The organism is Ardenticatenales bacterium, assembly GCA_020634515.1.
GTDB lineage: Bacteria > Chloroflexota > Anaerolineae > Promineifilales > Promineifilaceae > JAGVTM01.
On sequence record JACKBL010000002.1, the window covers coordinates 701,920 to 725,670 of the forward strand.

At 59.6% G+C, this 23,751-nt stretch carries 17 protein-coding genes; 12 read left to right on the top strand and 5 right to left on the bottom strand.

The annotated features are described in order from the left end of the window. Positions 1 to 31 precede the first annotated feature (31 nt). The 7 genes from H6650_07455 (at position 32) to H6650_07485 (ending at position 10,301) form a co-directional block, all read left to right on the top strand. Positions 32 to 1,123: an acyl-CoA dehydrogenase family protein gene (locus tag H6650_07455; GenBank protein MCB8951832.1), complete on the top strand. Its 1,092-nt coding sequence runs from the start codon at positions 32 to 34 to the stop codon at positions 1,121 to 1,123. Between the two features lie 35 nt (positions 1,124 to 1,158). Then, the gene (locus H6650_07460; GenBank protein MCB8951833.1) at positions 1,159 to 2,418 is read left to right on the top strand and encodes an acyl-CoA dehydrogenase family protein; all 1,260 of its coding nucleotides are present in this window, start codon (positions 1,159 to 1,161) and stop codon (positions 2,416 to 2,418) included. A gap of 120 nt (positions 2,419 to 2,538) precedes the next feature. After that, the gene (locus H6650_07465) at positions 2,539 to 3,303 is read left to right on the top strand and encodes a glucose 1-dehydrogenase (GenBank protein MCB8951834.1); all 765 of its coding nucleotides are present in this window, start codon (positions 2,539 to 2,541) and stop codon (positions 3,301 to 3,303) included. Between the two features lie 293 nt (positions 3,304 to 3,596). Continuing rightward, a complete protein-coding gene (locus H6650_07470; protein MCB8951835.1) occupies positions 3,597 to 5,546 on the top strand; it encodes a GAF domain-containing sensor histidine kinase in 1,950 nt (649 codons plus the stop codon). Further along, a complete protein-coding gene (locus tag H6650_07475; GenBank protein ID MCB8951836.1) occupies positions 5,543 to 7,930 on the top strand; it encodes a 3-hydroxyacyl-CoA dehydrogenase/enoyl-CoA hydratase family protein in 2,388 nt (795 codons plus the stop codon). The genes H6650_07470 and H6650_07475 overlap by 4 nt, the downstream gene beginning before the upstream one ends. 54 nt (positions 7,931 to 7,984) lie before the next feature. Next, on the top strand, positions 7,985 to 8,920 hold the full coding sequence (locus tag H6650_07480; GenBank protein ID MCB8951837.1) for an SGNH/GDSL hydrolase family protein: 936 nt from the start codon (positions 7,985 to 7,987) through the stop codon (positions 8,918 to 8,920). Positions 8,921 to 9,119: 199 nt separating this feature from the next. Next, on the top strand, positions 9,120 to 10,301 hold the full coding sequence (locus H6650_07485; GenBank protein ID MCB8951838.1) for an acetyl-CoA C-acyltransferase: 1,182 nt from the start codon (positions 9,120 to 9,122) through the stop codon (positions 10,299 to 10,301). Between the two features lie 66 nt (positions 10,302 to 10,367). Here the strand turns inward: H6650_07485 and H6650_07490 are convergent, their stop codons facing one another. Next, positions 10,368 to 12,629, bottom strand: a complete 2,262-nt coding sequence (locus H6650_07490; protein MCB8951839.1) for a hypothetical protein — start codon at positions 12,627 to 12,629, stop codon at positions 10,368 to 10,370. 310 nt (positions 12,630 to 12,939) lie between these two features. On the opposite strand from H6650_07490, the gene ltaE reads away from it, so the two are divergent. Further along, on the top strand, positions 12,940 to 13,986 hold the full coding sequence (ltaE, locus tag H6650_07495; GenBank protein MCB8951840.1) for a low-specificity L-threonine aldolase: 1,047 nt from the start codon (positions 12,940 to 12,942) through the stop codon (positions 13,984 to 13,986). 512 nt (positions 13,987 to 14,498) lie between these two features. Further along, positions 14,499 to 17,849 (top strand): protein kinase, encoded by a 3,351-nt coding sequence (locus tag H6650_07500; protein ID MCB8951841.1) that lies wholly within the window; start codon positions 14,499 to 14,501, stop codon positions 17,847 to 17,849. 44 nt (positions 17,850 to 17,893) lie between these two features. Here the strand turns inward: H6650_07500 and H6650_07505 are convergent, their stop codons facing one another. The 4 genes from H6650_07505 to H6650_07520 all read right to left on the bottom strand — a co-directional run bounded on the left by H6650_07505 (position 17,894) and on the right by H6650_07520 (position 20,165). Next, the gene (locus H6650_07505; protein ID MCB8951842.1) at positions 17,894 to 18,793 is read right to left on the bottom strand and encodes a mechanosensitive ion channel; all 900 of its coding nucleotides are present in this window, start codon (positions 18,791 to 18,793) and stop codon (positions 17,894 to 17,896) included. 107 nt (positions 18,794 to 18,900) lie between these two features. Continuing rightward, the gene (locus tag H6650_07510) at positions 18,901 to 19,683 is read right to left on the bottom strand and encodes a DUF1295 domain-containing protein (protein ID MCB8951843.1); all 783 of its coding nucleotides are present in this window, start codon (positions 19,681 to 19,683) and stop codon (positions 18,901 to 18,903) included. Beyond that, positions 19,680 to 20,015 (bottom strand): redoxin domain-containing protein, encoded by a 336-nt coding sequence (locus H6650_07515; GenBank protein ID MCB8951844.1) that lies wholly within the window; start codon positions 20,013 to 20,015, stop codon positions 19,680 to 19,682. The genes H6650_07510 and H6650_07515 overlap by 4 nt, the downstream gene beginning before the upstream one ends. 18 nt (positions 20,016 to 20,033) lie before the next feature. Further along, on the bottom strand, positions 20,034 to 20,165 hold the full coding sequence (locus H6650_07520; GenBank protein ID MCB8951845.1) for a redoxin domain-containing protein: 132 nt from the start codon (positions 20,163 to 20,165) through the stop codon (positions 20,034 to 20,036). A gap of 323 nt (positions 20,166 to 20,488) precedes the next feature. Between H6650_07520 and H6650_07525 the strand changes: the two genes are divergently transcribed. The 3 genes from H6650_07525 (at position 20,489) to H6650_07535 (ending at position 23,742) form a co-directional block, all read left to right on the top strand. Then, complete coding sequence (locus tag H6650_07525) at positions 20,489 to 20,953, top strand: 30S ribosomal protein S18 (protein MCB8951846.1); 465 nt, start codon at positions 20,489 to 20,491, stop codon at positions 20,951 to 20,953. Positions 20,954 to 21,264: 311 nt separating this feature from the next. Next, the gene (locus tag H6650_07530; protein MCB8951847.1) at positions 21,265 to 22,416 is read left to right on the top strand and encodes an acyl-CoA dehydrogenase family protein; all 1,152 of its coding nucleotides are present in this window, start codon (positions 21,265 to 21,267) and stop codon (positions 22,414 to 22,416) included. An 18-nt stretch (positions 22,417 to 22,434) separates the two neighbouring features. Then, entirely contained in the window at positions 22,435 to 23,742 is a 1,308-nt protein-coding gene (locus tag H6650_07535) for an alpha/beta fold hydrolase (GenBank protein MCB8951848.1), read from the top strand. The last annotated feature ends 9 nt before the right edge of the window (positions 23,743 to 23,751 follow it).

Below are 23,751 nucleotides of genomic sequence, written 5' to 3' on the forward strand. Positions count from 1 at the left end.
TACTCAGTGTCTACTATTTGAGGAGTTAACGATGATTAATTTTCAGCTTGATGAAGAGCAATCCATGCTGACGACGGCTATTCGGCGTTTTGCGCAGGAGCGGGTGCGGAAGGTGTTCCGTGATGCGGATGAGGATGGTGAAATGCCGGCAGACGTAATCGCGGCGGGGTGGGAGTTGGGCGTGCTGCCGACGAGTATTCCCGAGGCGTATGGGGGTTTTGGTGACCATTCCATGGTCACGTCCGTGTTGGCGACCGAGGCTTTTGCCTGGGGCGACCTGGCGGCGGCATTGGCGATTATGACGCCGGGATTGGTGGCCGTACCGGTGATGTTGGAGGGGAGCGAGGCGCAGAAGGAGGCGTATTTGCCCCAGTTTTGCGAAGAGATTATGCCGCCAATGACGGCGGCGCTGACGGAGCCGCGGATGCAGTATGATCCGCGACACCTGGAGACGACGGCGACGCGGGAAGGCGACGAGTACGTGCTGAACGGGGTGAAGTGCATGGTTCCGCGGGCGACGGCGGCGTCGTTGATCCTGGTTTATGCGCGGGAGGGGGAAGGCAATCAGGCGTTCCTGGTTCCGGCGGATGCGCCGGGGTTGGTGATTGGGGAGCGGGAGAAATTGATGGGGGTGAAGGCGCTGCCGACTTATGGGGTGACGCTGACGGATGTGCGCGTGCCGGCATCTTCTCGACTGGGAGAGGCGCGCGGCATCAATTTTGACCGCATCCTCAACTACAGCCGCGTCACCCTGGGTGCGGCAGCCGTCGGGCTGGCCCGTGCCGCCTACGAATACGCCGTCGAATACGCCAAGACGCGGCAGCAGTTCGGCGAACCCATTGCTCACCGCCAGTCCATCGCCTTCATGCTGGCGGAAATGGCGATTGACATTGACGCCGCCCGCCTCATGGTCTGGGAGACCGCCTGGAAAATGGACAAAGGGGAAGACGTGACGCGAGACGTGAGCGTGATGAAGTATTACACCGATAACATGGTGCTGCGCGTGGCGGACCAGGCGCTGCAAACGCTGGGCGGCTATGGCTACATCCGCGAGTATCCCGTGGAACTGTGGCTGCGCAATGCCCGCGGTTTTGCCACGTTCGATGGCATGGCGATTGCCTGAGGCCTTCTCAGCCATCCATTCAGGAGAAGCAAAAAATGATTAGTTTTGAGATTCCCAGCCGAATTACCAACGAAGTGCAGCTTGTGAAAATGGTGGCCGAGCAGGTGATGCGCCCGAAGTCGCGCTACTATGATGAACATGAGCATGAGCGCCCGGTGGAATACATCAACATGATGTGGCAGTTCCTGCGCGACCAGAATAAGAAGCGCATGGAAAAGATGATGAGCGCCAATGGGCAGACCAATGGCAGCAAGCCGAAGGAAGCGTTTGACTTTTCGGTGCTGCGGTTGGTCGTGATTATTGAGATGCTCAGTTGGGGGGATGCCGGCATGTACCTCTGCACCCCCGATCCCCTCTTGGGCGGCGCCGCCGTGGAAGCCGTGGGCACAACCGACCAGAAAATCCGTTTCCTGCAGCGGTTTGGCGAAGGCGACCCCAAATGGGGGGCCATGGCCATGACGGAACCAGGCGCAGGTTCCGACACCAGCGGCATCCGCACGCGCGCCCTGCTGGACAAAGAGAAGAACGAATGGGTGTTGAACGGAGAGAAAATCTTCTGCACCAGCGGCGGATTGGCCCTGGAGGAGTCCAACGGCTTCGTTGTCGTCTGGGCCACGGTTGATCCGAAGTCGGGTCGTGCCGGCATGAAACCATTCGTTGTGGAAGCGGGAACACCCGGCGTTGCCGTCGTCAAGCACGAACACAAAATGGGTATCCGCGTCAGCGACACCGTTTCCATCGTCTTCCAGGATGCGCGCATCCCCTTTGACAACATCCTCGGCAGCCCAGACGTGCAGCGCGAAGGCACGATCAAGGGGTTCAAGGGGGCCATGAAAACGTTTGACGCCAGCCGCCCGGCGGTGGCCGCCAGCGCCATGGGCGTGGCCCGCGCCGCTATGGAGTTCACGCGGGAGAAGTTGGCCGAAGAAGGCATCGTCCTGGACTACACCAAGCCGTTGCACCAGATGACGGCCGTGGAGCGCGATCTGTTGGAGATGGAAGCGCGGCAGCGGGCCGGCTGGCTGCTGACCGTGCGCGCGGCCACGATGATGGGATACGGCGAGAGCAATCGCCTGGAAGCGAGCATGTGCAAGGCGCGCGCGGGCGAGACGGCTACCTGGATCACGCAGAAAGCGGTGGAGTTGCTGGGGCCGTTGGGGTATTCGCGCCAGTGGTTGGCGGAAAAATGGATGCGTGACGCGAAGATCAACGACATCTACGAAGGCACGAAGCAGATTAACCTGCTGATTGTGGCCCGCAGCATCCTCGGCTACACGCGCAAAGAACTGAAGTAGTGACTATACAGGTCATCTGCCCAGATTGGACCAATTTGCTCTGGTTGAATCTTATTGATGTCTACAAAATTGGTCCAATCTGGCTTAGCCGTTACTATTTTCTTATCTCCTGGAGTGCCCATGGATTTGTTTGCCCTGAATGACAAGGTAGCCATCGTGACCGGGGCGTCGCGTGGGATTGGCGAGGCGATTGCTTGGGCGTATGCGCGGGCCGGGGCGCGGTTGGTGATCAGCAGTCGCAAAGCGGAGAATATCGATCCGGTGGCGGCGGCGATTAACGAGACTTTTCCGGGGCGGGCGGTGGCGATGGCCGCGCACGCGGGGGAGGCGGCGGAGGCGCAGGCGTTGGTGGCGCAGGCGGTGGCGTCGTTTGGGCGGCTAGATGTGGTTGTGAATAATGCCGGCACAAACCCCCACTTTGGCCCTATTCTCACCGCCGCTGAATCCCACTGGGACAAAATCCTGCAAGTCAACGTCAAAGGCCCTTTCCTCCTCTGCCAGGCGGCCATTCAGCAGATGCAGCAGCAGGGAGGTGGGGGCAAGATCATTAACGTGGCGTCGATTGCCGGCATTCGGCCCGGCGCGATGATGGGCGTCTACAGCGTGAGCAAAGCCGCCCTCATCATGCTCACCAAAGTCCTTGCCAGCGAAGTCGGCTCCGACAATATCCAGGTCAACGCCATTGCTCCCGGCTTTATTAAAACCAAATTTAGTGCCGCCTTGTGGCAAAATCCGGCCATCGCCAATGCCCTGATCTCCGAGACCCCCGCCGGACGCATGGCCGAACCGGAGGAACTTGCCGGCATCGCCGTCTACCTTGCTTCCGCCGCGTCTAATTTCACCACGGGGGCTGTCTTTACCATCGATGGAGGATATACTATATAGAGGTTTTCTATCACGCATCGTGGCAAAGGAAATGGTAACTACTAACATTCTCTGGAGATTGGACCAGTCGCAACAGAGAAAATGGGTCCAATCGGGCCTAGTAGTTACAAGAAATGAACAATGAATGGGTGAATCTGTGAATTCATGAATGGCTAACCGGGGCGTCCGTCGCAAATGCCATGAAATATGCAACAATTCCCCGATTATGATTGTTCTCCTCCACCTTATCCATCACACGACTCATGTCCAGAGCGTATACACGCCAACTACGCGGAGAAACGATCGAGACGATCATGTTGATCAGCCCGATTCTTGTGACGCTGCTGGCGTTGGGGAGCCTGCTTGTGGCCCTGAGGTCTGCTAACAGGCTGGAATCCTATCTTTACTTGCTGATGCCGCCGGTGGCGGTCTATGTAGCCCAGGTGGTGCGGCGGTTAAATCGGAAGGGGGAAGAAGAACGTGCCGGCATTGTCTTCCTCAGCGTCCACCTGTTTTTGCTCACCTACGTCTTTTACAACCTCGGCTCCCCCAGTGGCGCGCTGCCTTACGCCTACGGAATCCTCATCATCGTCAGCGGCACGATCCTGTCTCCCCGGGCCGCTTTCTACACATGGCTCTGGTCCGTCGTCCTCATGCTTGGCAGCCTCGCCCTGCGCGAGGACCTCACCTGGTCCGCCGTTTTCGACGTCACCGCGGCCTCCGTCGTCAATCTTTTTCTGGCGGGTCTTAATTACCTCTCCAGCTTTGATTGGGAAATCGCGCTGCGTTCCGTCAGTGACCTGCACCAAAAAGTACAGCGGCGGCGCGATGAACTCTGGAACACGCAGCAGGAACTCCGCCACGCCAATGCCCGTCTCCAGGCCCTAAACACACTCTTGGAGACCAGCGTGGCGATAAACCAGCGGGTTACGTCTATTCTGGAACTGGACCAACTGCTGCAGGAAGTGGCCTCGCTCATCGAAGGACAGTTTGCCTACAGCCGTGTGACCATTCTGCTGCCCACGGCGGCAATCGAAGGATTGATCCCGCATCACCACGGCGGCGCGCTGTCGCTGACTTTGCCCGATGGCGCGGTGCTGTATGCTACGGAGGCGGACGCGGTCGGACAGGCGGTTATCAGGCGTCAGCCTGTGCGCGTGGATGATCTGGCGTTGACCCGCGAGCGGAATCATGTCCTTTTGCGCCCTGGTGCGCGTTCGGAATTGGCGCTGCCCCTGTTCAGCGGAGACGACTTGATGGGGGTGGTAGATATTCAGAGCGAGCGCAGTGGCATGTTCAACGCGGATTCCGTTTTCGTGCTGCGTTCGCTGGCGGACCAACTGACGATCGCGATTCAAAATGCGCGTCTTTACAATCAAGTTTCCCGTTTCAATCAACAGTTGGAGCAGGAAGTCCGGCGGCGCACGGAGGATTTGCAGCAGGCGTATGACAAGTTGGAGCGACTGGATCGCACCAAGTCTGATTTTATTCGCGTGGTTTCGCATGAACTGCGCACGCCGCTGACGGTGCTGCAGGGATACAGTGGCATGTTGATGCAGGAAAGGATGACGGCGGAGAATGAGTATTTGGGGCAGTTGGTTGCCGGCATTGACTCCGGAGCCAGACGCCTGCATGAAGTGGTCAACACGATGCTGGACATGGTCAAAATCGACAGTCGCGCTCTGGAATTGTATCCGGAGCCGGTGTTGGTGCAGATGTTGATCAGCAGCCTGGCCGGTGGTTTTCGCCGTACACTGGCCGAACGACATTTGACATTGCAGATAGAGGGTGTGCAGGAAATGCCGGCAATTGAGGCCGACCCCGATGCCCTCTCCAAAGCCTTCTACCACCTGATCATCAACGCCATCAAATACACCCCCGATGGTGGCTCCATTCGCATCACCGGCGCCTGCCCCCCACTATCCGCCGACGCGGCGGATAGCCACCTGGAAATCGTCGTCAGCGACACAGGGATCGGCATCGATCCCGAGTTTCACGAACTAATCTTCACCAAATTCTACCAGACCGGAAAAGTGGCCCTTCATTCCAGCGGCAAGACGAAGTTTAAGGGTGGTGGCCCCGGCCTCGGTCTGGCCATCGCCCGCGGCATCGTCGAAGCGCACCAGGGCAAAGTCTGGGTTGAAAGCCCCTGTCACGACGAAACAACTTGCCCCGGCAGCCACTTCCACGTGTTGCTGCCTCTCAGACAAAGCCACGGACATATCATGCGCGGCTCGACCGCATCAGGAGAGTTGAACCAATGACCTATCGTATTGACAAAGTTGGCGTGATTGGTGCCGGCACAATGGGCGGCGGTATCGCCGCTCACCTGGCCAACTTGGGCGTCCCCGTACTCTTGTTGGACATCGTGCCCCCCAACCTCAACGACGCCGAGAAGAATGACCCCAAGGCGCGCAATCGCATTGTGCAAAGCCTTTTTGATCGTATGGCCAAAGCCCGCCCGGCCAACCTGGCTCGCGCCGACCGCGCCGACCTGATAACCCTGGGCAACACCGAAGACGACTTGCACAAACTGGCCGACTGCGACTGGATCGTGGAAGTCATCATCGAAAAGCTAGAGCCAAAGCAAGAGCTGATGACCCGCCTCGAAGCCATTCGCAAACCGGGCAGCATCATCAGCAGCAACACCTCCGGCATCCCCATTCACCTCATCGCCGAAGGGCGCTCCGATGATTTCCGCGCCCACTTCCTGGGAACGCACTTCTTCAATCCCCCCCGCTACCTGAAACTGCTGGAAATCATCCCCACACCCGACACCGACCCCGCCGTACTCGACTTCATGGTCGCCTTTGGCCGCGACGTACTCGGCAAAGGCGTTGTCGTTTGCAAGGACACCCCCAACTTCATCGCCAACCGTTTCATCTCCATCACCGGCTCCTACGCTGCCGAATATGCTCTGGAGCATGGCTACACCATCCCCGAAATCGACGCCATCACCGGCCCCCTCATCGGCCGCCCCAAAACGGCGACCTTCCGCCTTACCGACCTCGTTGGCCTGGACGTGATGACCCACGTCAACAGCAACCTTTACCCCGCCATTCCCGATGACCCCTATCGCGAGGTGCTGCGCGGCGAGCGCAGTGTGGCCCTCAATGAAAGGATGCTGGCGCAAAAATGGCTGGGCAACAAAACGGGCCAGGGCTTCTACAAGCAAGTCCACGTTAACGGCAATCGTGAATTCTGGGCCTTGAACCCGGAGACGCTGGAATATGAGGCTGCCCCCAAAATTCGCTTCGACTCCGTGGGTAAGGTGCGCAAAATGGATGAATTGGGTCCGCGGATGCGCGCCCTCCTCACGGAAACGGACCGCGCCGCGCAATACGTCCGCGACACCACGTACTTCAATCTGGCCTATGCGGCCCACGTGACTCCGGAAATTGCGTACACGATTGTGGACGTAGACAACGCCAACCGCTGGGGTTTTGCGCACGAGGCCGGCCCCTTCGAGATATGGGACATGCTGGGCGTGTCGGAAACCGTGCAGGCCATGGAAGCGGCGGGATTGGAGATCGCCCCCTGGGTGAAGCAAATGCTGGCCGATGGCGGCACGAAGTTTTATGACAACGGCCGCTACTACGATTTTAGCACCGCTTCTTACCAGCCCGTGCCGCGCGATCCCAACGTGATCGTGTTGCCTGAGTTGAAGCAGGCGCACAAAGAAGTGGAACGGAACGACAGCGCCAGCCTCATCGACATGGGTGACGGTGTCCTCTTACTTGAATTCCACGGTCCGAAGATCAACGCGCTGGATGCGGATGCCGTGGCCATGGGACAGGCTGCCTTGCGCCGTTTGGAGACGGACTTCGACGCGCTCGTCATTGGTAACCAGGCCCAGGACTTCTGCGTGGGCGCGGACATTGCCATGCTCGGTTTTGCCGCCGCGCAGGGGTTATGGGACCAGCTCGATCTTGCCCTGAAGACGGGGCAGCAATTGATGATGGACCTGCGCCACGCGCCCAAGCCGGTTGTCACCGCGCCGCATCAGCGGGTACTCGGCGGCGGCGTAGAGATCACCATGCACGGTTGGGCGACGGTGGCCGATCACGAAACCTACATGGGGCTGGTCGAAGTCGGGGTGGGCATCATTCCCGGTTGGGGCGGCTGCAAGGAGACGTTGCGGCGCAAGGTGAATCCCGTTATGCTGACGGCCAATGCAGATGTTTTGCCGGCACTTCAAGACGCCTTCACCCAGATCGCCACCGCCAAAGTAGGAACCAGCGCCTGGGAAAACAAAGAACTCGGCTACCTGCGCCCGGAAGACCAGATTGTTATGAACAGTGACCACCGTCTGATGGCCGCCAAGCGCAAGGCGCTGGCCCTCATCGCCAGCGGCACCCGCCCGCCAGAAATGGAAAAAATATACGCCGCCGGCCGCGATGCCCTCAACGCACTCTACCTCGGCGTGCAATCATTCCTCTGGGGCGGCTACGCCAGCGCGCACGACGCTACCATCAGCCGCAAACTCGCCTACGTTTTGTGTGGCGGCGACATCAGCGCACCGGCCTGGGTCGATCCGTGGTATATTTTGGACCTGGAGCGTGAAGCCGTGCTTTCGCTGGCGGGTGAACCGTTGACGCAAGCGCGCATCATGCACATGTTGCAGACGGGCAAACCGCTGCGAAACTAGTTCTCAGGGCGGGCTGAATGGCCCCGTTCTCACATTTCCACGCTGGAGGATCTCATGCGTAATCGTTGGCTACTTTTCGTTGTATTAGGATTGACCGCTTTCTTTATGATCCCGCGCCCTGCATTGGCCGCCGTGCCAGAGCAAGTTGCACCAACTTCACAAGTGGCGCAATCCGTGGGAGATGATGCGTTGAACGGTGGCGGCTGCGTCGCCGCCTACCAGCAAGCCCTGGCGGCGACGCCCGCCGCGTCCCACAACTCCTTTACGGTTATTGGCGACTCCTGGGGCTTCCTGTACTATGGTCAGTTCAAACAGAACATGATCGACTCCGGTTATGGCAATGCCTATCAATACTATATGCGCGCTATTCCGGGGACGGAAGCCAGTCAATGGGTGAGTGATCAATCCTACTGCCAGCTTCTCTTCCTGTTGGTCAAATTCCTGGTCCGCAATGACACAGGGACGCCCCGCGTGATGATTTCGCTGGGTGGCAACGATCTAGTCAACGATTACGACGTATGGGGCATGGCAATCTATGATCGTATAGAATCCGACCTGCGCACTCTGGTCAATATGCTGATCGCTGAGCGCAGCGACGTGATCATCATTTTCTCCGGCTACGACATTGTGAACATGTATAAGAGCCAATACTGCACGGATTATGCCGTTAATCTGCTTGGTTCTTCCGATCCCGCGGTGGTGAACCCCGGCCTGATTGAACTGGGGAATCGCCAGGCGGCCGTGGCCGCGGATTATCCGAACGTCTACTACGCCAACTCCTTTGGCGCGCTGCAAGGTACACCGGGTAATCCGAACGTCAATGAGTACAGTCCCCTGCCCTACTTCGTCGATTATCCGGGGTGGGAGCAAGACTGTATTCATATGAATTTGTCTGGTTATGACATATTCACACAGGCTTTGGTTGATTGGATGGCGGGCCACGGCGTGATCTCGCCCGCCGCCGCGCCCAAGGCTTTCTACTTGCGATAGATCATCTTCCCGGAAGCTGTTTTGATGCCAGATGGCCTGAGATTGAGCTTCCGGGAAGGTTTCCCACTTTCCCGGAAGCTGTCTTGATGCCAGATGGCCTGAGATTGAGCTTCTGGGAAGGTTTCACATAACTACGACAGATGTGGCGCGCTGGAAGTAAGCGAAGGTGTGCCGCGCCTGTCAGATGAAGGAGATGACTATGACACGAGAAGCAGTCATTGTTGCTGCCTCGCGGACGGCTGTGGGACGGTCGAAAAAGGGCACAACCCGTAACTGGCGCTCAGATGAAATGGCTGCCGCCGTTATCCGCGAAGTAATGAATCAGGCGGAAGGGTTGGACCCACGGGAAATTGATGACGTGATTATGGGTTGCGCCATGCCGGAAGGGGCGCAAGGGTTGAATTTTGCGCGCACCATTGCCTTGCGGGCGGGTCTGCCGGTGGATATTCCAGGCATGACGGTGAATCGGTTTTGCTCGAGCGGTTTGCAAACGATTGCGCTGGCGGCGGAGCGCATTATCGCCGATGGCGCGGACTGCATTATCGCCGGTGGCGCGGAGACGATGAGCCTGGTGCCGATGACGGGCTTCCGCGTCAACCCCAACCCGTACATGGTGCAGAATGCGCCGGAAGTGTACATGAATATGGGTCTGACGGCGGAGCAGGTGTCGCAAGAGTTCGAGGTGAGTCGCCAGGCGCAGGACGAGTTTGCGGTGAACAGCCACCGCAAGGCGGCGGCGGCTTATGCCACGGAGCGGTTCAAGGGAGAAATTCTGCCGTTGGAGGTGGAAGAGGTGACCGCAGGCCCGAACGGGCCGGAGCGCAAGACCATTATCTTTGACCGGGACGAGCATCTGCGCCCGGATACGAGTCTGGAAGGGTTGGCAAAGTTGAAGCCTGTGTTTAAGTTGGGGGGGACGGTGACTGCCGGCAATTCCTCTCCTCTCAGTGATGGCGCGGCAGCCGTCATTGTCATGGAGCGACAGAGAGCGGAGTCGCTTGGGCTAAAACCTTTGGCGAAATTCGTGGGCTTCAATGTTGGCGGGGTGCGCCCGGAGATTATGGGCGTGGGACCGATAGCCGCCGTGCCGCGGTTGCTGAAGCGCACGGGTATGAACCTGAGTGATATGGACCTGATCGAGTTGAATGAGGCGTTTGCCGCCCAGGCTGTCGCCGTCATTCGTGAGTTGGGTTTTGATGAAGAAAAGGTCAATGTAAATGGTGGAGCGATTGCGTTGGGTCATCCGTTGGGTTGCACGGGCGCGAAGCTGACGGTGCAGATTATCAATGAGATGAAGCGGCGCGACGCTCAGTTTGGCATGGTGACGATGTGCATTGGTGGTGGTATGGGCGCTGCCGGCATTTTCGAGAACCTCAACTAGCAACAACAGCAGCTTCCTGGAAGCTCGCCGCTTCCAGGAAGCTCAATAGCATCAGCTTCCTGGAAGCTATGGGTCAGGCGTGGCTGTCGCGTTCACGGGGGCGACGAGGTAGGCGCGCAGCGGCTGCGTCGTCACGACGCCGTTTTGCCAGTTGGCCGTCCAACTCCAATCACCCTGGCTGCTGACATAGCCGCAGCCGGGCACATACAGATGGGACAGGCCTGCCAGGCCGTGGCTGGACGTTTCCGTGTCGAATGTGCCGCTGGCGTAGTATGAACCGGTGAAGGAGAATTGATTGTTGCTGATGGTGACGGAAGGTTCCGTGACAACGTAGGTGCCGGCACACTCCTGCACGGTGAAGTAAGTGGCAAAGTCATTGACGTTCTGGCTGTTGCTGCTGACGGTGAAGTCGTGGCCGTAGTTTGTTGCCAGCCAGTAGCCGGGTTGGGGGCCTGTGGGGATCGGGGTTGGCGTGGGGGCGGGTTTGAAGATTGCCGGCAAATTCGCCTTGATGGGTCCGGGTGTTGGTGGTGGTGCGAGGGTGCAGGATGGGAATGTATAAGACCCCACGTACGTGCCCCAGCGCCCGTTGCTGCTACCTGTGTTCTTGCTGTACTGACCCAGATACCAGAAGGTCAGGCCGTCGGGAGCAATCGTCATGCCCGTGTAGTCGCCCCAGCGGTAGGGCGCGCCGTCAAAGGCGGTGTAGCTGATTTCGCCGGCTTTCATTTCGATGTCCGGCTTCAGGTATCCCGCCGGGTCGGAGCTTTTGCGCCCGGTGACCCAGGTCGCGGGATACATGCTGCTGCTGGATTTGGTGAAGCCGATAGCCATGTCGTCGCAGTGGTTGACGGCCAGGTTGGGGAAGGTGCGGTAGATGCTGTCTGTGGCATAGATGCCGGCATTCGCCACCGCCCCACTACTCAATTGAATCTGCGCCCAGCGGATGCAATTCACCGTGCCGCCGCCAGGATTGCAGGCAATCGTGCTGGTCGTCCAACCATACCCGTTGCGATACTCGAAATCCAGCGGTCGCCAATCATTGCCCGTGATGCTGCCCCCGCCGGATTGCGGCCAGTTCAACGGGAATCCCGCCGTCACGCCCGTGACGGCGTTCATATCAATCGTATTCACCGTGACCAGCGCAGGAGTAGGATTGGCGAACGGGTTGCTCCAGGAGAGCAGTCTGTGCTGGCTACCATTATTGTCGTCCGGCAGCGTCAGGAAGTAGTGCGGACCGCTGTTCGGCCAGGTTCCCTGCGCGTAGCCGTGTAAGTTGACGGGGAAGGGGGTGAAGGCATCGCCAACGGAGCGTTCCACGAGACTGGCAGGTTGCCCGGCATACATTTGCGCCTTATTCATGGCCCAAACGCGGCTCTCCACATAGGAGATGAGGGCGGGCGCGCCGGTGGTGAACAGATTGCCGCCCATGTAGATGGCGTCTCGGCCAATGCCGGCATGTGGGAAATCCATCCACACCCCGCCCGCGTCCGAACCATCCATGGCGAAGGCGTACAGATTCCAACCGCCCGTCGGATCATTCGTCGCAGAAACCCCCACGCAATAAAATGAACCATCACTGACCGCTCCCGTGAACGGATTGGCGCGCACGCGGTCAATGGCAATGAAGAAACGGCCCGCCGCCTCGTCATACAACACATTCGGATCAAACAGGCTGGAGCGCACCGTAGCCGTGTCATCATCACTGTTGCAGCCAGGGACACTGCTGAAAAGGCTGGCAAAGGTCCGCGGCGAAGACAGCGCCACTCCGGACGTGTCGTAAATCTGGAAGGCCACATTCACCACGGCCACCACGTGGTTAGGCCCTACCGCCAGCTCCGGGTCGGGGGGAACCGTTCCGCCGCTGCCGCCGCAACATTGCGTGTAGTCCAAAGCGTCGAAATGCGGCCCAGGCGTCAGCGCCGTGGGGGCAAAGGCTTCCGGTTGCTGCACCCGCGGATCAGGCGGCAAAGCCAGCGCCGCTGCTTGCAGCGCCTGAATTTGCGCCTCGCTCAGCGGGTTATCCACACCCTCCAGGTCCACGCCGCCGCTGATCCAGCGATCATAGAGCGTGTTGGGATCGGGTGCGTTGGTGGGTATATCCGCCAGGCGAATGGGCACCGGGTTCACGGGCGGGTGGATAACGGCGATGGACAAATCTGCGTTGGCGTCCCCGCCGCTCCCCCCGTTCAATCCCAGAGCCAGCCGCACCGCTTGCTCATGGGCGACCGATTCCGGCTTCGGGTGGGCGCGACTTACCAACACGGCCACGCCTGCCACCAACAAAACAACGATTATGCTGATACGAGTGATATGCTTGAAAAACACGCTTCATCTCCATTTACGTTTCTGTGAGGAAAGGGAATATGGCTGCTCTTGCGCCCTATTATACTGGACAAGGCAGCCACGCACATAAGCCCATGTTAAAACGTAACAGCTAAGCCAGATTGGATCCATTTTTTCCGGTGAAAATAGTCAAGGAGCGCGTGAAATTGGTCCAATCTCCAGAGAGCGTGAGTAGTTGCGTCAAAACATTATTCCTTCACTTCCATTACTCATGTACCCACCGGCCTGCCTTCTCCCTCCGTCCTTTTCCTTTCGCCTTTACTTTCTTCTCATTATTACGTAAACTTCTGGCATGGATAAAATTGATTTTCGTTCCGACACCGTAACCTGGCCCACGCCGGAAATGCGCCGGGCAATGGCCGAGGCGCCCGTTGGGGACGACGTTTATGGCGAAGACCCCACCGTCAACCACCTGGAGGCGATGGCCGCCGAACGAGTGGGCAAAGAGGCGGCGCTGTTTGTTGCCAGCGGCACGATGGGCAACCTCATCGCCATTCTGACGCACGCGGGGCGCGGCGACGAGGCCATCTTGGGCCAGGACGCGCACATCAACTGCTGGGAGGCGGGTGGCATGGCCGCGTTAGGCGGCGTTATCCCGTACGCGCTGCCTACGGATGAATGGGGCCGCATGGACCTGGCGCAGGTAGAGGCGGCGATCCGTCCCGACGACCCGCACTGCCCGCGCACGCGCCTGATCCTGGTGGAGAACAGCTACGGGGCGCGGAATGGCGCGCCTGTGCCATTGGATTATCTGGCGGGTATCGGGGCGATTGCCCGGCGGCATGGGTTGGCGACCCATATGGATGGGGCGCGTCTGTTCAACGCGGCGGTGGCGTTGGGCGTGCCGGCATCTACTGTCACTCGATCCATTGATTCCGTCAGTTTTTGCCTTAGCAAAGGATTGTGCGCGCCCGTCGGCTCGCTGCTCTGCGGTTCGGCGGCATTCATCCGCCAGGCGCGGCGCGTGCGCAAGGTGTTGGGTGGGGGGATGAGGCAGGCGGGGGTGTTGGCAAGTGCCGGCATCATCGCCCTCACGTACATGGTAGACCGCCTCGCCCTTGACCACCAAAACGCCGCCGCCCTCGCCCGTGGCCTGGCCCAGATTCCCGGAATCCGCCTCAACCCGGCGCAAGTCCGCACCAACATCGTCTTTTTTGACCTCGCTCCCGACGCACCCCTCACCGCGCCTCAGATTGCCGAGCGTTTATGCCGGCAAAACATCTGGATTGGCGCCGAAAGCGAACGCAGCTTCCGTGTCGTCACCCACTACTGGATTGGCCCCCGCGAAATCGAACTGTTGCTATCCGCGCTGGAAGAAATCATGACGGAGAGCCGGTGAGCGAATGGCAACCGGCGCGGGCCTCAGCAATTCGTGTAAACTCGTGAAATTCGCGTCAGATATTCAACAATAAGGGTACTATTCACGTCTCCGAGAGATTGGACCAATTTTGTAGACATCAATAAGATTCAACCAGAGCAAATTGGTCCAATCTGGGCAGATGACCTGTATAGTCACCAATATGGAACGGAAATTGAATAAGACAACGAAGTTGTTTCCTGACCGTTCCTTCAAACTGACAATGCAATTCCATACTTTATTTCAGTGTCAGTCCTGAGCGAAGGGCCAGGATGACAAGCCGCCCCAATCGCAAAAATCAAGGGACCGAGCAAATAAGAGGCGAGCGAGCGCAGACAAAGGCAATTCGTAACTGCTAAGCCAGATTGGACCAATTTTCTCCGGTGAATAGGCTAATTGAGCGCCGGAAATTGGTCCAATCTCCAGGGAGCGTTAGTCGTTACGGCAATTCGTGAAATTCGTGTCAGATCTTCAACAATAGGCGAAGGGTCAGGATGAACACCGATCTAATTGGCAAACAGGTTGGACATTACCGTGTTGATGCGCTACTCGGCGACGGCGGCATGGGCACAGTCTATCGCGCCCATGACCTCAACCTGGGCCGCACCGTCGCTATCAAATTCATGCACGCCCAATTCGCCCACCTGCCCGAATTCCGCGCCCGCCTCACCAACGAAGCGCAAACCGTCGCCCGTCTCGACCACCCATCCATTGTCAAAATCTTCGACTTCGGCGAATCCAGCGAAGGCCTCTACATTGCCATGGAGTATGTAGACGGTGGCAGCTTGCGTGCCCACCTGGGACGGTTGCAAAAACGCGGCGTTTTTCTCCCGCTGCAACAAAGCCTGCAAATTGGCGTGCAGATGGCCGACGCGTTGGATTACGCCCATCAGCGTGGCCTCATCCACCGCGACGTGAAACCGGGCAACATCATCCTCAAGAAGCTGGACCGTCCCCCGGAAGAAGGCGACGGCCCCTTCCGCGCCGTCCTTACCGACTTTGGCCTCGTTAAAGTGCTAGAAGGCGAGCGGCTCACGCTCACCGGCACGACGCTGGGCACGCCCGTATACATGTCCCCGGAGCAGTGCGAAGGGACGGAAGCGGTTGATGGGCGCACCGACCTGTACGCGCTGGGCGTGGTACTGTATGAAATGCTCACGAACGCCACGCCGTTCCGCTTCAAGAATCTCACGGAAGCGGTGACGACGCATCTCAAGGGTGTCATGCCTCGTTCGGCGCGTGAACTGCGCCCAGACATTCCCGCCGTGCTGGATGCGGTGCTGATGAAGGCGCTGGCGAAAGAACCGGGTGACCGTTTCGCGTCTGGCGCGGAGATGGCCGCCGCCCTGCGCAGTGCCCGTCTCTCCCTGGATGCTACCGCCACTCGCGTTGTCGCCAGCGATCAACCGGTGGTGACGCCACTGCCATCGCAACCTCCCGCCGGCTATGTCCTGCTGATTGCCGCTCCCGGTCAGCCGGACAGCCGCCTGGCCCTCACCCGCCCCGTGATCAGCCTGGGGCGCAGCGCGGATAATGACGTGGTTCTGCCGGCAGAAGGCGTCTCCCGTTATCATGCCCGTCTTCAGGCCAGGGCAGACGGTTGGAGCATCATTGACCTCGGCGGCGTCAATGGCACGCGCCTGGGCGGACAGCGCCTGCCCGCCAACCAATCCACCCCGCTTACGCCTGACGAACCGCTGCGTATCGGCCCCTATACCCTCACCCTGGTTGCTCCCGCGCCCGCCGAACCGGTCCCCCCCGCCGAGACCCCCACCGGATTGCGTGTTGTGCCTGTCTCCGAGCAGCCCACGCAGCTTCCTATCCAGGAAAACGTACTGGCGATTTACCTGGCCCAGGATCGCGTCCCCGTGGAGCCGGGCAAACCGACGCGGCTGCGCGTGGAAGTGGTCAATCGCGGCGAGTTCGCGGACCGTGTGAACGTGCGCGTGGAAGGCATCACGCCCGGTTGGATGAGCGTGCCGTCGGAATTCATCACCGTTCCGCCCAATGGCAGCGCCCAGATTCCCATTGACGTGAAGATTCCGCGCCAGCCGGATACACCCGTGGGGCGGCAGCGATTCTTCTTGCGCCTGGTTTCGCAGCAGCACCCGCGCGTGACCGCCTCCGCCAGTGGGTCCCTCCTCATTGGCGCCTACACGGCATTTGAAGCCCGCCTGGAAAACGCGGAACTCCAACTGCCGGCCACGGCTCAGGTTTTTGTGCGCAACGGCGGCAATGTGGCCGCCGATTTCAGTATTGTTGGTCGTGGCGAGCGGGTGCAGTTTCGTGGCGAGACGGGGCATCTGCCGTTGGGGCCGGGCGAGGAAGCCATCGTATCGCTTGGCCTGCAGGCGCGTGCCTCTAGTTTGTTTGGGGGTACGGAGACATTGCCCTTTGAGATTGAAGTGGCCACGCGCCATGGGGCGCGACAGGCTTTGGCAGGGCAGGCTGTTGCTTCCTCCATGATTCCGCCTGTCTTGGGGTATGCGGCTGTGGTGGTGGTTACGTTTGCTTGCGTTTTTGGCTTGCTCTTCCTGCTGTTTGGCGACCGCTTGCGCGGCGAGGCGACGCCGACGATGGGGGCAGGCGCCCTGCCGACCATCACGGTGACGAGTTTGGCGACGCCCGGCCTGGGAGAAGCGGATGTGGCCGGGACGTCTACGTCGGTGGCTGTGACGGCGGAGACGGCAACCGCCGCGGCGGCGACGGCGGCGACGCAGGGGGATGAGGATGGGGATGGTTTGAGTGGCACGCAGGAGGCGATTGCCGGCACGGACCCGCAAAATCCAGACACCGACGATGACGGACTCCTCGATGGGGAAGAAGTGCTGATTTATGGTACGGACCCCAAGAACGCGGATACTGATGGCGACCTGCTGAAAGACGGGGAGGAAGTGCAGCGATACAAGACGAACCCGCGCAGCGCCGATACCGATGGCGATGGCGTGCGCGATGCGGTGGAGATTGACCAGGGGACCGATCCGCTGGCAACGCCCACGGCCACGCCTGTTTTGACCACGGCCACGGCTACGGCTACGGGCGCGCCCACGGCGTCGGCGACAGTAGCGGCCACGGCCACGCCTTCCCCGACGGCCACGGCCACGAATACGCCCGGTCCCACGGCAACGCCGACGGCTTCGGCGACGGCTTCTCCCTCACCAACGAATACGCTGCCGCCCACGCCCACGAGTACTTCCGCGCCGACGGCTACCTTCACGCCACTTCCGCCCACGGCCACGGCGACCACGGTCCCCACGGTCACGGCTACGCCTATTCCCACGCCAGAACTGGCTTGCGTGGCGACACCGCCGGCGCTGGATGAGCCATTTGCTGCTGTCGATTGGGGCGGTGCGCCGCTGTTTACGTATGTAGACCAGGCGGAACCGGCGCGGTTGGTGGAGGTGTATTTCGTACGGGATGACGCGAATCTCTACCTGGCGGGGGTGATTCACGACGACACCGGCGATAACACGGATTCGCTGCGCGTGTATGTGGATACGACGGGGAATGGGGGCGACCCGGACAGCACGGACCGCTTTTTCCAGGTGACGCGGGATGGCACGCTCACGATCCGCGCGGGGTTGGGGGATAATGCCGATGGGGATGAGTGGGATACGGATTATTCGAGCAGCAATTGGGAGGCGACGGTGGGCGCGGCGGGCGCGGGGACGTGGTTGGTGCGGATGCGGATTGATGTGGTGGGGGAAATGCCGGCACTCACGCCCCAATTCCGCCTTATGATGCAAACCCTGTTCACCAACGAGGCTCTTGTCAGTTGGCCTGCCGGCGGCGATACCGTGGATGCCGGCACCTGGCAGCCCGTGAACAACGTCACCTGCCCTTGAGCCACGAGTTGAGTGACGCGAGATTGCCAGCGTGACGCTTTCTTCTATTCATTGTGGACGTGGACGTTTAGTGCCGGCATTTCCACCAGTTGGAAGGTCGTGGAGGCAATAGCGACACGCCCCTCCGTCTGCTCAACCCTGTCCATAATCCGCGTGAACAGCTCATTTCTCGTGCTGCGGCGGTGGGCATAGTCAACGACGTAGCGCAGCGTGTACGCCAGCCAGTTATCCGTGACCTCCAGGGTGACGGCGGGATCCATGCTGGTGTTGAGGATGTGGTACTTTCTCACCAGACTGGGCCAGGTCTCCTTCGCGCTCTTCGTGTAGTCGTCCGTCACGGCGTGCGCCGCATCGTACAGAATCTTCACCGCCAGGGCGCGATCACTGCCATGTTTCACTTTGATGACGATCTCATCCCACAGGAATGGGAAATCGCCAGAGTAGTTGAAGACGGGTTCCTTGAACACAAAGCTGTTGGCGATACGAACAATACGCCCGGAGTATTGATCGGCGGCGACCCACTCGCCCACTTCCATAAGGGTCGTGCGGATAACGCCAATATCTATGACGTCACCTTTTATGCCCCCCAACTGCACCCGGTCGCCGGGTTTATAGAAGTTGCTGAAGGATAAAGCGATCCAACCGGCCACGCTGACTATCACTTCTTGCAGCGCAAAAGCAATGCCGGCTCCGGCGATGCCAAAGGCGGCGGAAAGATTGCTCAACCTTTCGTTAAAAATGCCTAGGATGAGTAGGAAAACGGCGATATAGCCGGCGAAGGAAAGCACTTTGCGCGCACGATAACGCGCATCAAGGGTCCTGATGTGGTTGGTTAGATACCATTGCAAAAAGCGGACGACCAGCGTGATGATGGAAATGCCGGCAAAAATGTAAACAACTTTGCTTAGAACCGGATCGAGTAGCAGATTCCTGAACCCTTCCATAATTCCACTCAGCAATTGTTGCGCAATCGCTCGAAAACGGCTTCACGCGCTTCGGCGACAGCTACAAATCAGTTTTCCGTGATGCCGGTTGTCCGCGGACAGGGCTTCTATTGGCGGCGCGGAAACCAGGGGAAGAAAGCGTTTGTCCGCGCCACGTATTCGCGGTAGCCGGGTTTTGTCTCCCGCAGACTTTGCTCCAGCAGGGTCACGCCGGAAACGCGCATCAGCAGCGTCGTCATCAGCGCCGGGCTGAAGATCGTCCAAAAGCCCCCGGCCCCCACCGCAATCAGGTAATACCCCCACCAGCACATCGCGTCGCCGAAGTAGTTGGGATGGCGCGTGTATCGCCACAGTCCACCGTCAAATAACTGGCCCTTGTTGGCCGGGTTGGCCTTGAAGCGAGCCAACTGCCAGTCGCCCACGGCCTCGAAGAAAAGGCCAATCGCCCATACCACCGCGCCCAGATAGGCCCAAATGCCCAATCCGGCGCGGGTGGACAACTGCGCTGCCAGGAGGGGGACGGAGATGATCCAGAGCAGGAAGCCTTGCAGCAAGAAGACACTGTAATAGCTGCGCCACCAATAGCCAGGACCGGCCTTTGCCCGAAAATTCTGGTAGCGATAATCTTCCGGCTTGCCCCAGTTGCGGCGGAAGATGTACACGGACAGGCGCAGCCCCCACAGCGTGACCAGAATGGTGACCAACAGTTGGCGCGGCGCGTATCCATCAGCGAGGGCGAAGTAGACGGCGTTGGCAAGGACGAAGCCCATGCCCCAAAAGATGTCCACGATGCCGGCATTCTTCAACCTGACGCTCACCAACCAGACGAGCGTCATGTAGAGCAAGATAACCCCACCCGCCGTGGCAAAAATCGTCAGGAATTCATTCATGGCACGGTCTGCTCCTCTTCCTGTAGTTCGTCCAAAACCGCCAGCATGTCGGCACTGTCCGGGATGTCGCTCATGGACTTGCCGTAATGGACGAAGCGGGCAATGCCTTGCTTGTCGATGATGACTTGTGCCGGCATTCTCCCCAACTTGAACAAACGAATCTCCTGCCCATACAACTTCAACACCTGAGAACGCGGGTCCGGCACACCCACAAACGGCAGGTCATTTTCCTTCCAATAGCCACGAAAAGCCTCGGCATTGTCCGGGCCAAGAACAACAACCTCCGCGTCTCGTTCGCGGAACGCCTCATACTCCTGGCGCAACTGCGCCATGTGCGCGCGGCAGAATGGTCATATAAAGCCGCGATTAAAGACCAGAAAAACATGCTTACGCCCGCGAAAATCAGAAAGCCGCACCGTTTCCCCATACATATCAGGCAGGGCAAAATCCGGGGCGGCCGCATTAATGACAACTTTGCTCATCTTGTCACTCCAGGTAGGGTAGTTGGGTTCGGTGTTGGGCAACATTGACAATGACACGAAGGACGGAGTGGCATCATCAATCCGCAAGAGCGAGAAAAACCACGTCATCCGCTCTCAATTGAATTGTAGCGTATCAGACTCGTTTCGCAATCCTATCCGCTCGGTTTTTGTCAAAAACTGGTTTCTTCCTACAAACTGTGCTATTCTTATGCGCTTGTGTCTCCACCCCCAAACAAGGGCAGGACCACAAAACTTTCCGCTCCTGAGCCAATCTCAGGGGCTAAACTCCCAAGAGTTCATCCACGGAAAGGAGGTACTTCATCGTGCGCGACTACGAACTCACCATCATTATTCAACCTGACCTGGACGAAGAAGGGCGCAAAGCCCTCATTGCCCAGGTCACCAACTGGATCACGGGCGGCGACGAAAATGCGCCGCAGCCGGCTATTAATGAGTGGGGGCAGCGGCAACTGGCCTACGCCATCAACAAGATTAAGTCTGGCTATTATGTGTTGTTTGATGCCGGCATCAATCCCGCGCAAATTCAGGGTCTGGAGCGCAATCTGTTCTACAACGACGACATCCTGCGTTACTTGATTGTGCGCGCCGACGAGGCCACCGGCAACTACGACTACAAGCAGTTTAACGCCCTGCGCGATTACGTCACCGAATATGGGCAGATCATCCCCCGTCGCCGCAACCGCGTCTCCGCCAAACAGCAGCGCAACCTGGCGCAAGCCATCAAACGCGCCCGCCACCTGGCGTTGCTGCCGTTTGTCGTAGACTGACGCCCGTTCTCCGCGCCGCACTTCAGCGGCGATCGGTCTGGAAACAAGAAGCCCCGCCGCCATTTTTGCCTGGTGACGGGGCTTTTCGTTTGTCACTGTTACATCTCGCGCTAACGATGACGCCGGTAGCAAAATCGAGTAAACTGGTGCGCGAGTCACCTTCCTGGCAGCTCACGGCTTCCTGAAGGTTCGGCATTTTCAACTTCCCAAACCCCGCGGCCGCCCCCAAACATCCCGCGGCCGTGCCACGGCTGTCCGCGCTACATGCCACACCCGAATGCCGGCAGCCGCCTAGCGTATATGGAGGCATCATGGACTTTCATTTAACCGCGGAGCAGCGCCAATTCCGCGACGCTGTTCACACCTTCGTCGCCCGCGAACTCAAACCAATGGCCCGGCACACCGACGAATCCGCCGAATTTAACTGGACCGCCGTGAAAAAAATGGGGCCACTGGGGTTGCTTGGCCTGGAAGTTCCCGAAGAGTACGGTGGAGCCGCCGTGGACGCCATCAGCGCCGCCATCGCCATCGAAGAACTGGGCTGGGGCTGCGGCTCCACCGCGCTCGCCGTGTCCGCGCACAACGGGCTGGCCCTGGGGCCAATCGTCCGCTACGGAACCCCCGCGCAAAAGCAGAAATGGTTGCCCCCCCTGGCTACGGGGCAGGGACGCCTTGCCAGCCTGGCCCTCACCGAACCTGGCGCCGGCTCCGACCTTCAAGGCGGCGTGCGCACCATGGCCGTGGAAGAAGGGGACTCCTGGATCATTGACGGCAGCAAAATGTGGATGACCAACGCTTCCCTTGCCGACATCGCCGTCGTCCTTTGCCGCACCGACCGCGCCGGCGGCAGCCGCAGCCTCAGCCACATCATCGTGCCCCTGGACACCCCCGGCGTCACCATCGGCCCCGCCGAGAAAAAAATGGGATTGAAAGGCTCCCCCACGCACGCTGTCACCTTGGCAGAAGTGCGCGTGCCCCGCGAGAATCTGTTGGGCGAATATGGGCGGGGCTTGCAGCAAACGCTGGCGACGCTGGACAGTGGGCGCGTGGGCATTGGCGCATTGGCCGTTGGTCTGGCGCAGGCGGCGTACGAAGAGGCGATCAAATACGCGCAGGAGCGGCACACCTTTGGTCAGCCGATTGCCCATCATCAGGCTGTGCAGTGGATGCTGGCGGACGCGGCCACGGAAATCCAGGCGGCCCGCCTCATGGTCTACTGGGCGGCGGCTATCAAGCAAAGCGGGCAGCGGTATACAAAAGAGGCGGCCATGGCCAAGCTGTTTGCCACCGAGGTGAGCGAGCGCGTTTGCCGTAACGCCATCCAGATTCACGGCGGCTACGGCTACAGCAGCGAGTTCCCCGTGGAGCGCATCTACCGCGACACGCGCCTGATGACGATTGGCGAAGGAACGAGCGAAATTCAACGGCTGGTGATTGCCCGCCATATCCTCAATCTGGGCTGAGGGACGGAAAGATAACGGATGTCAGAAAAACCTATCGTACCTAAAGCGGGTGTCGTGCCTTATCGCCGTGACGCGGCAGGCGGAGTGGAATTGTTGCTGATCACGGCGCGCCAGGTTCCCGGCTCCTGGATATTCCCCGTGGGCACGGTCGATCCAGGCGAGACATTGGCGCAGACCGCCGCCCGTGAATGCGTGGAGGAGAGCGGCTGCGTCGTTTCCGTGACGGACGAGTTGGGTTTCGTTGACCTGGACAAGGGGCACGCCATTCACCGCCTTACCTTTTTTGCTGCCGCCGTGATTGGTGAAACGGCGGAACGGGAATCGGATCGGGCGCGGCGGTGGGTTCCGCTGACGGAAGCGGTGGATGAGGTGGCGGATGTTTTTCAGCCGGTAGCGCGCGCGGCGCGGACCTACCTGGAGGCGCTGCCATACACGCTGCTGCGCACGCCGGAAGAACGATTTGCCGACTTGCCCGGATGGCCGTATGCGCCTCGTTACGTCACTGTCAACGGTGCGCGTGTGCATTACGTGGACGAAGGAGTGGGGGAGCCGATTGTTTGTCTGCACGGGGAACCTTCCTGGTCTTACCTGTACCGCAAGATGATCCCCATTCTGGCGCGGGATCACCGCGTGCTGGTTCCCGACTTCCTGGGTTTTGGCCGGTCGGATAAATTCCTGGAACGGGAAGCGTACACTTTCCAGATGCACCGGGACACGCTGGCGGCCTGGCTGGATCGGTTGGGGCTGGATCAGGTGACGCTGGTGGTACAGGATTGGGGTGGTTTAATTGGACTGCGGTTGGTGGGGGAAATGCCGGCACGTTTTTCCCGCCTCGTGATTATGAACACAGGACTGCCCACAGGAGATATGCCGGCAACGGACGCCTTCGAAAAGTGGCGCGACTTTGCCGCCCGCCTGGGCAACCTGCCCATCAAGCGCGTCATCCGCATGGGGCTTTCCCACCCGGAAAACGTCTCCGCCGCCGAACTCAACGCCTACGAAGCCCCATTCCCCACCGCTGCCTACAAAGCCGGCGCGTCCGTCTGGCCCCTGCTCGTGCCTATGCGCCGCGACGACCCCGGCGCGGCGGAGATGCGCCAGGCGCGCACCGTCCTCTCCGATTGGCGCAAACCCGCGCTCGTCATGTTTTCCGATGGCGACCCCATCACGCGCGGCGGTAGTCGCCTCTTTCGCAAACTGATCCCCGCGGCCAAAGAGCAGCCGGAAATCGTGATCACCGACGCGGGGCATTTTCTTCAGGAGGAGAAAGGGGAAACAATCGCCCGGCACATTTTGGACTTTATGGCGCAATCCGCTGCCGGATGATCGGGGACA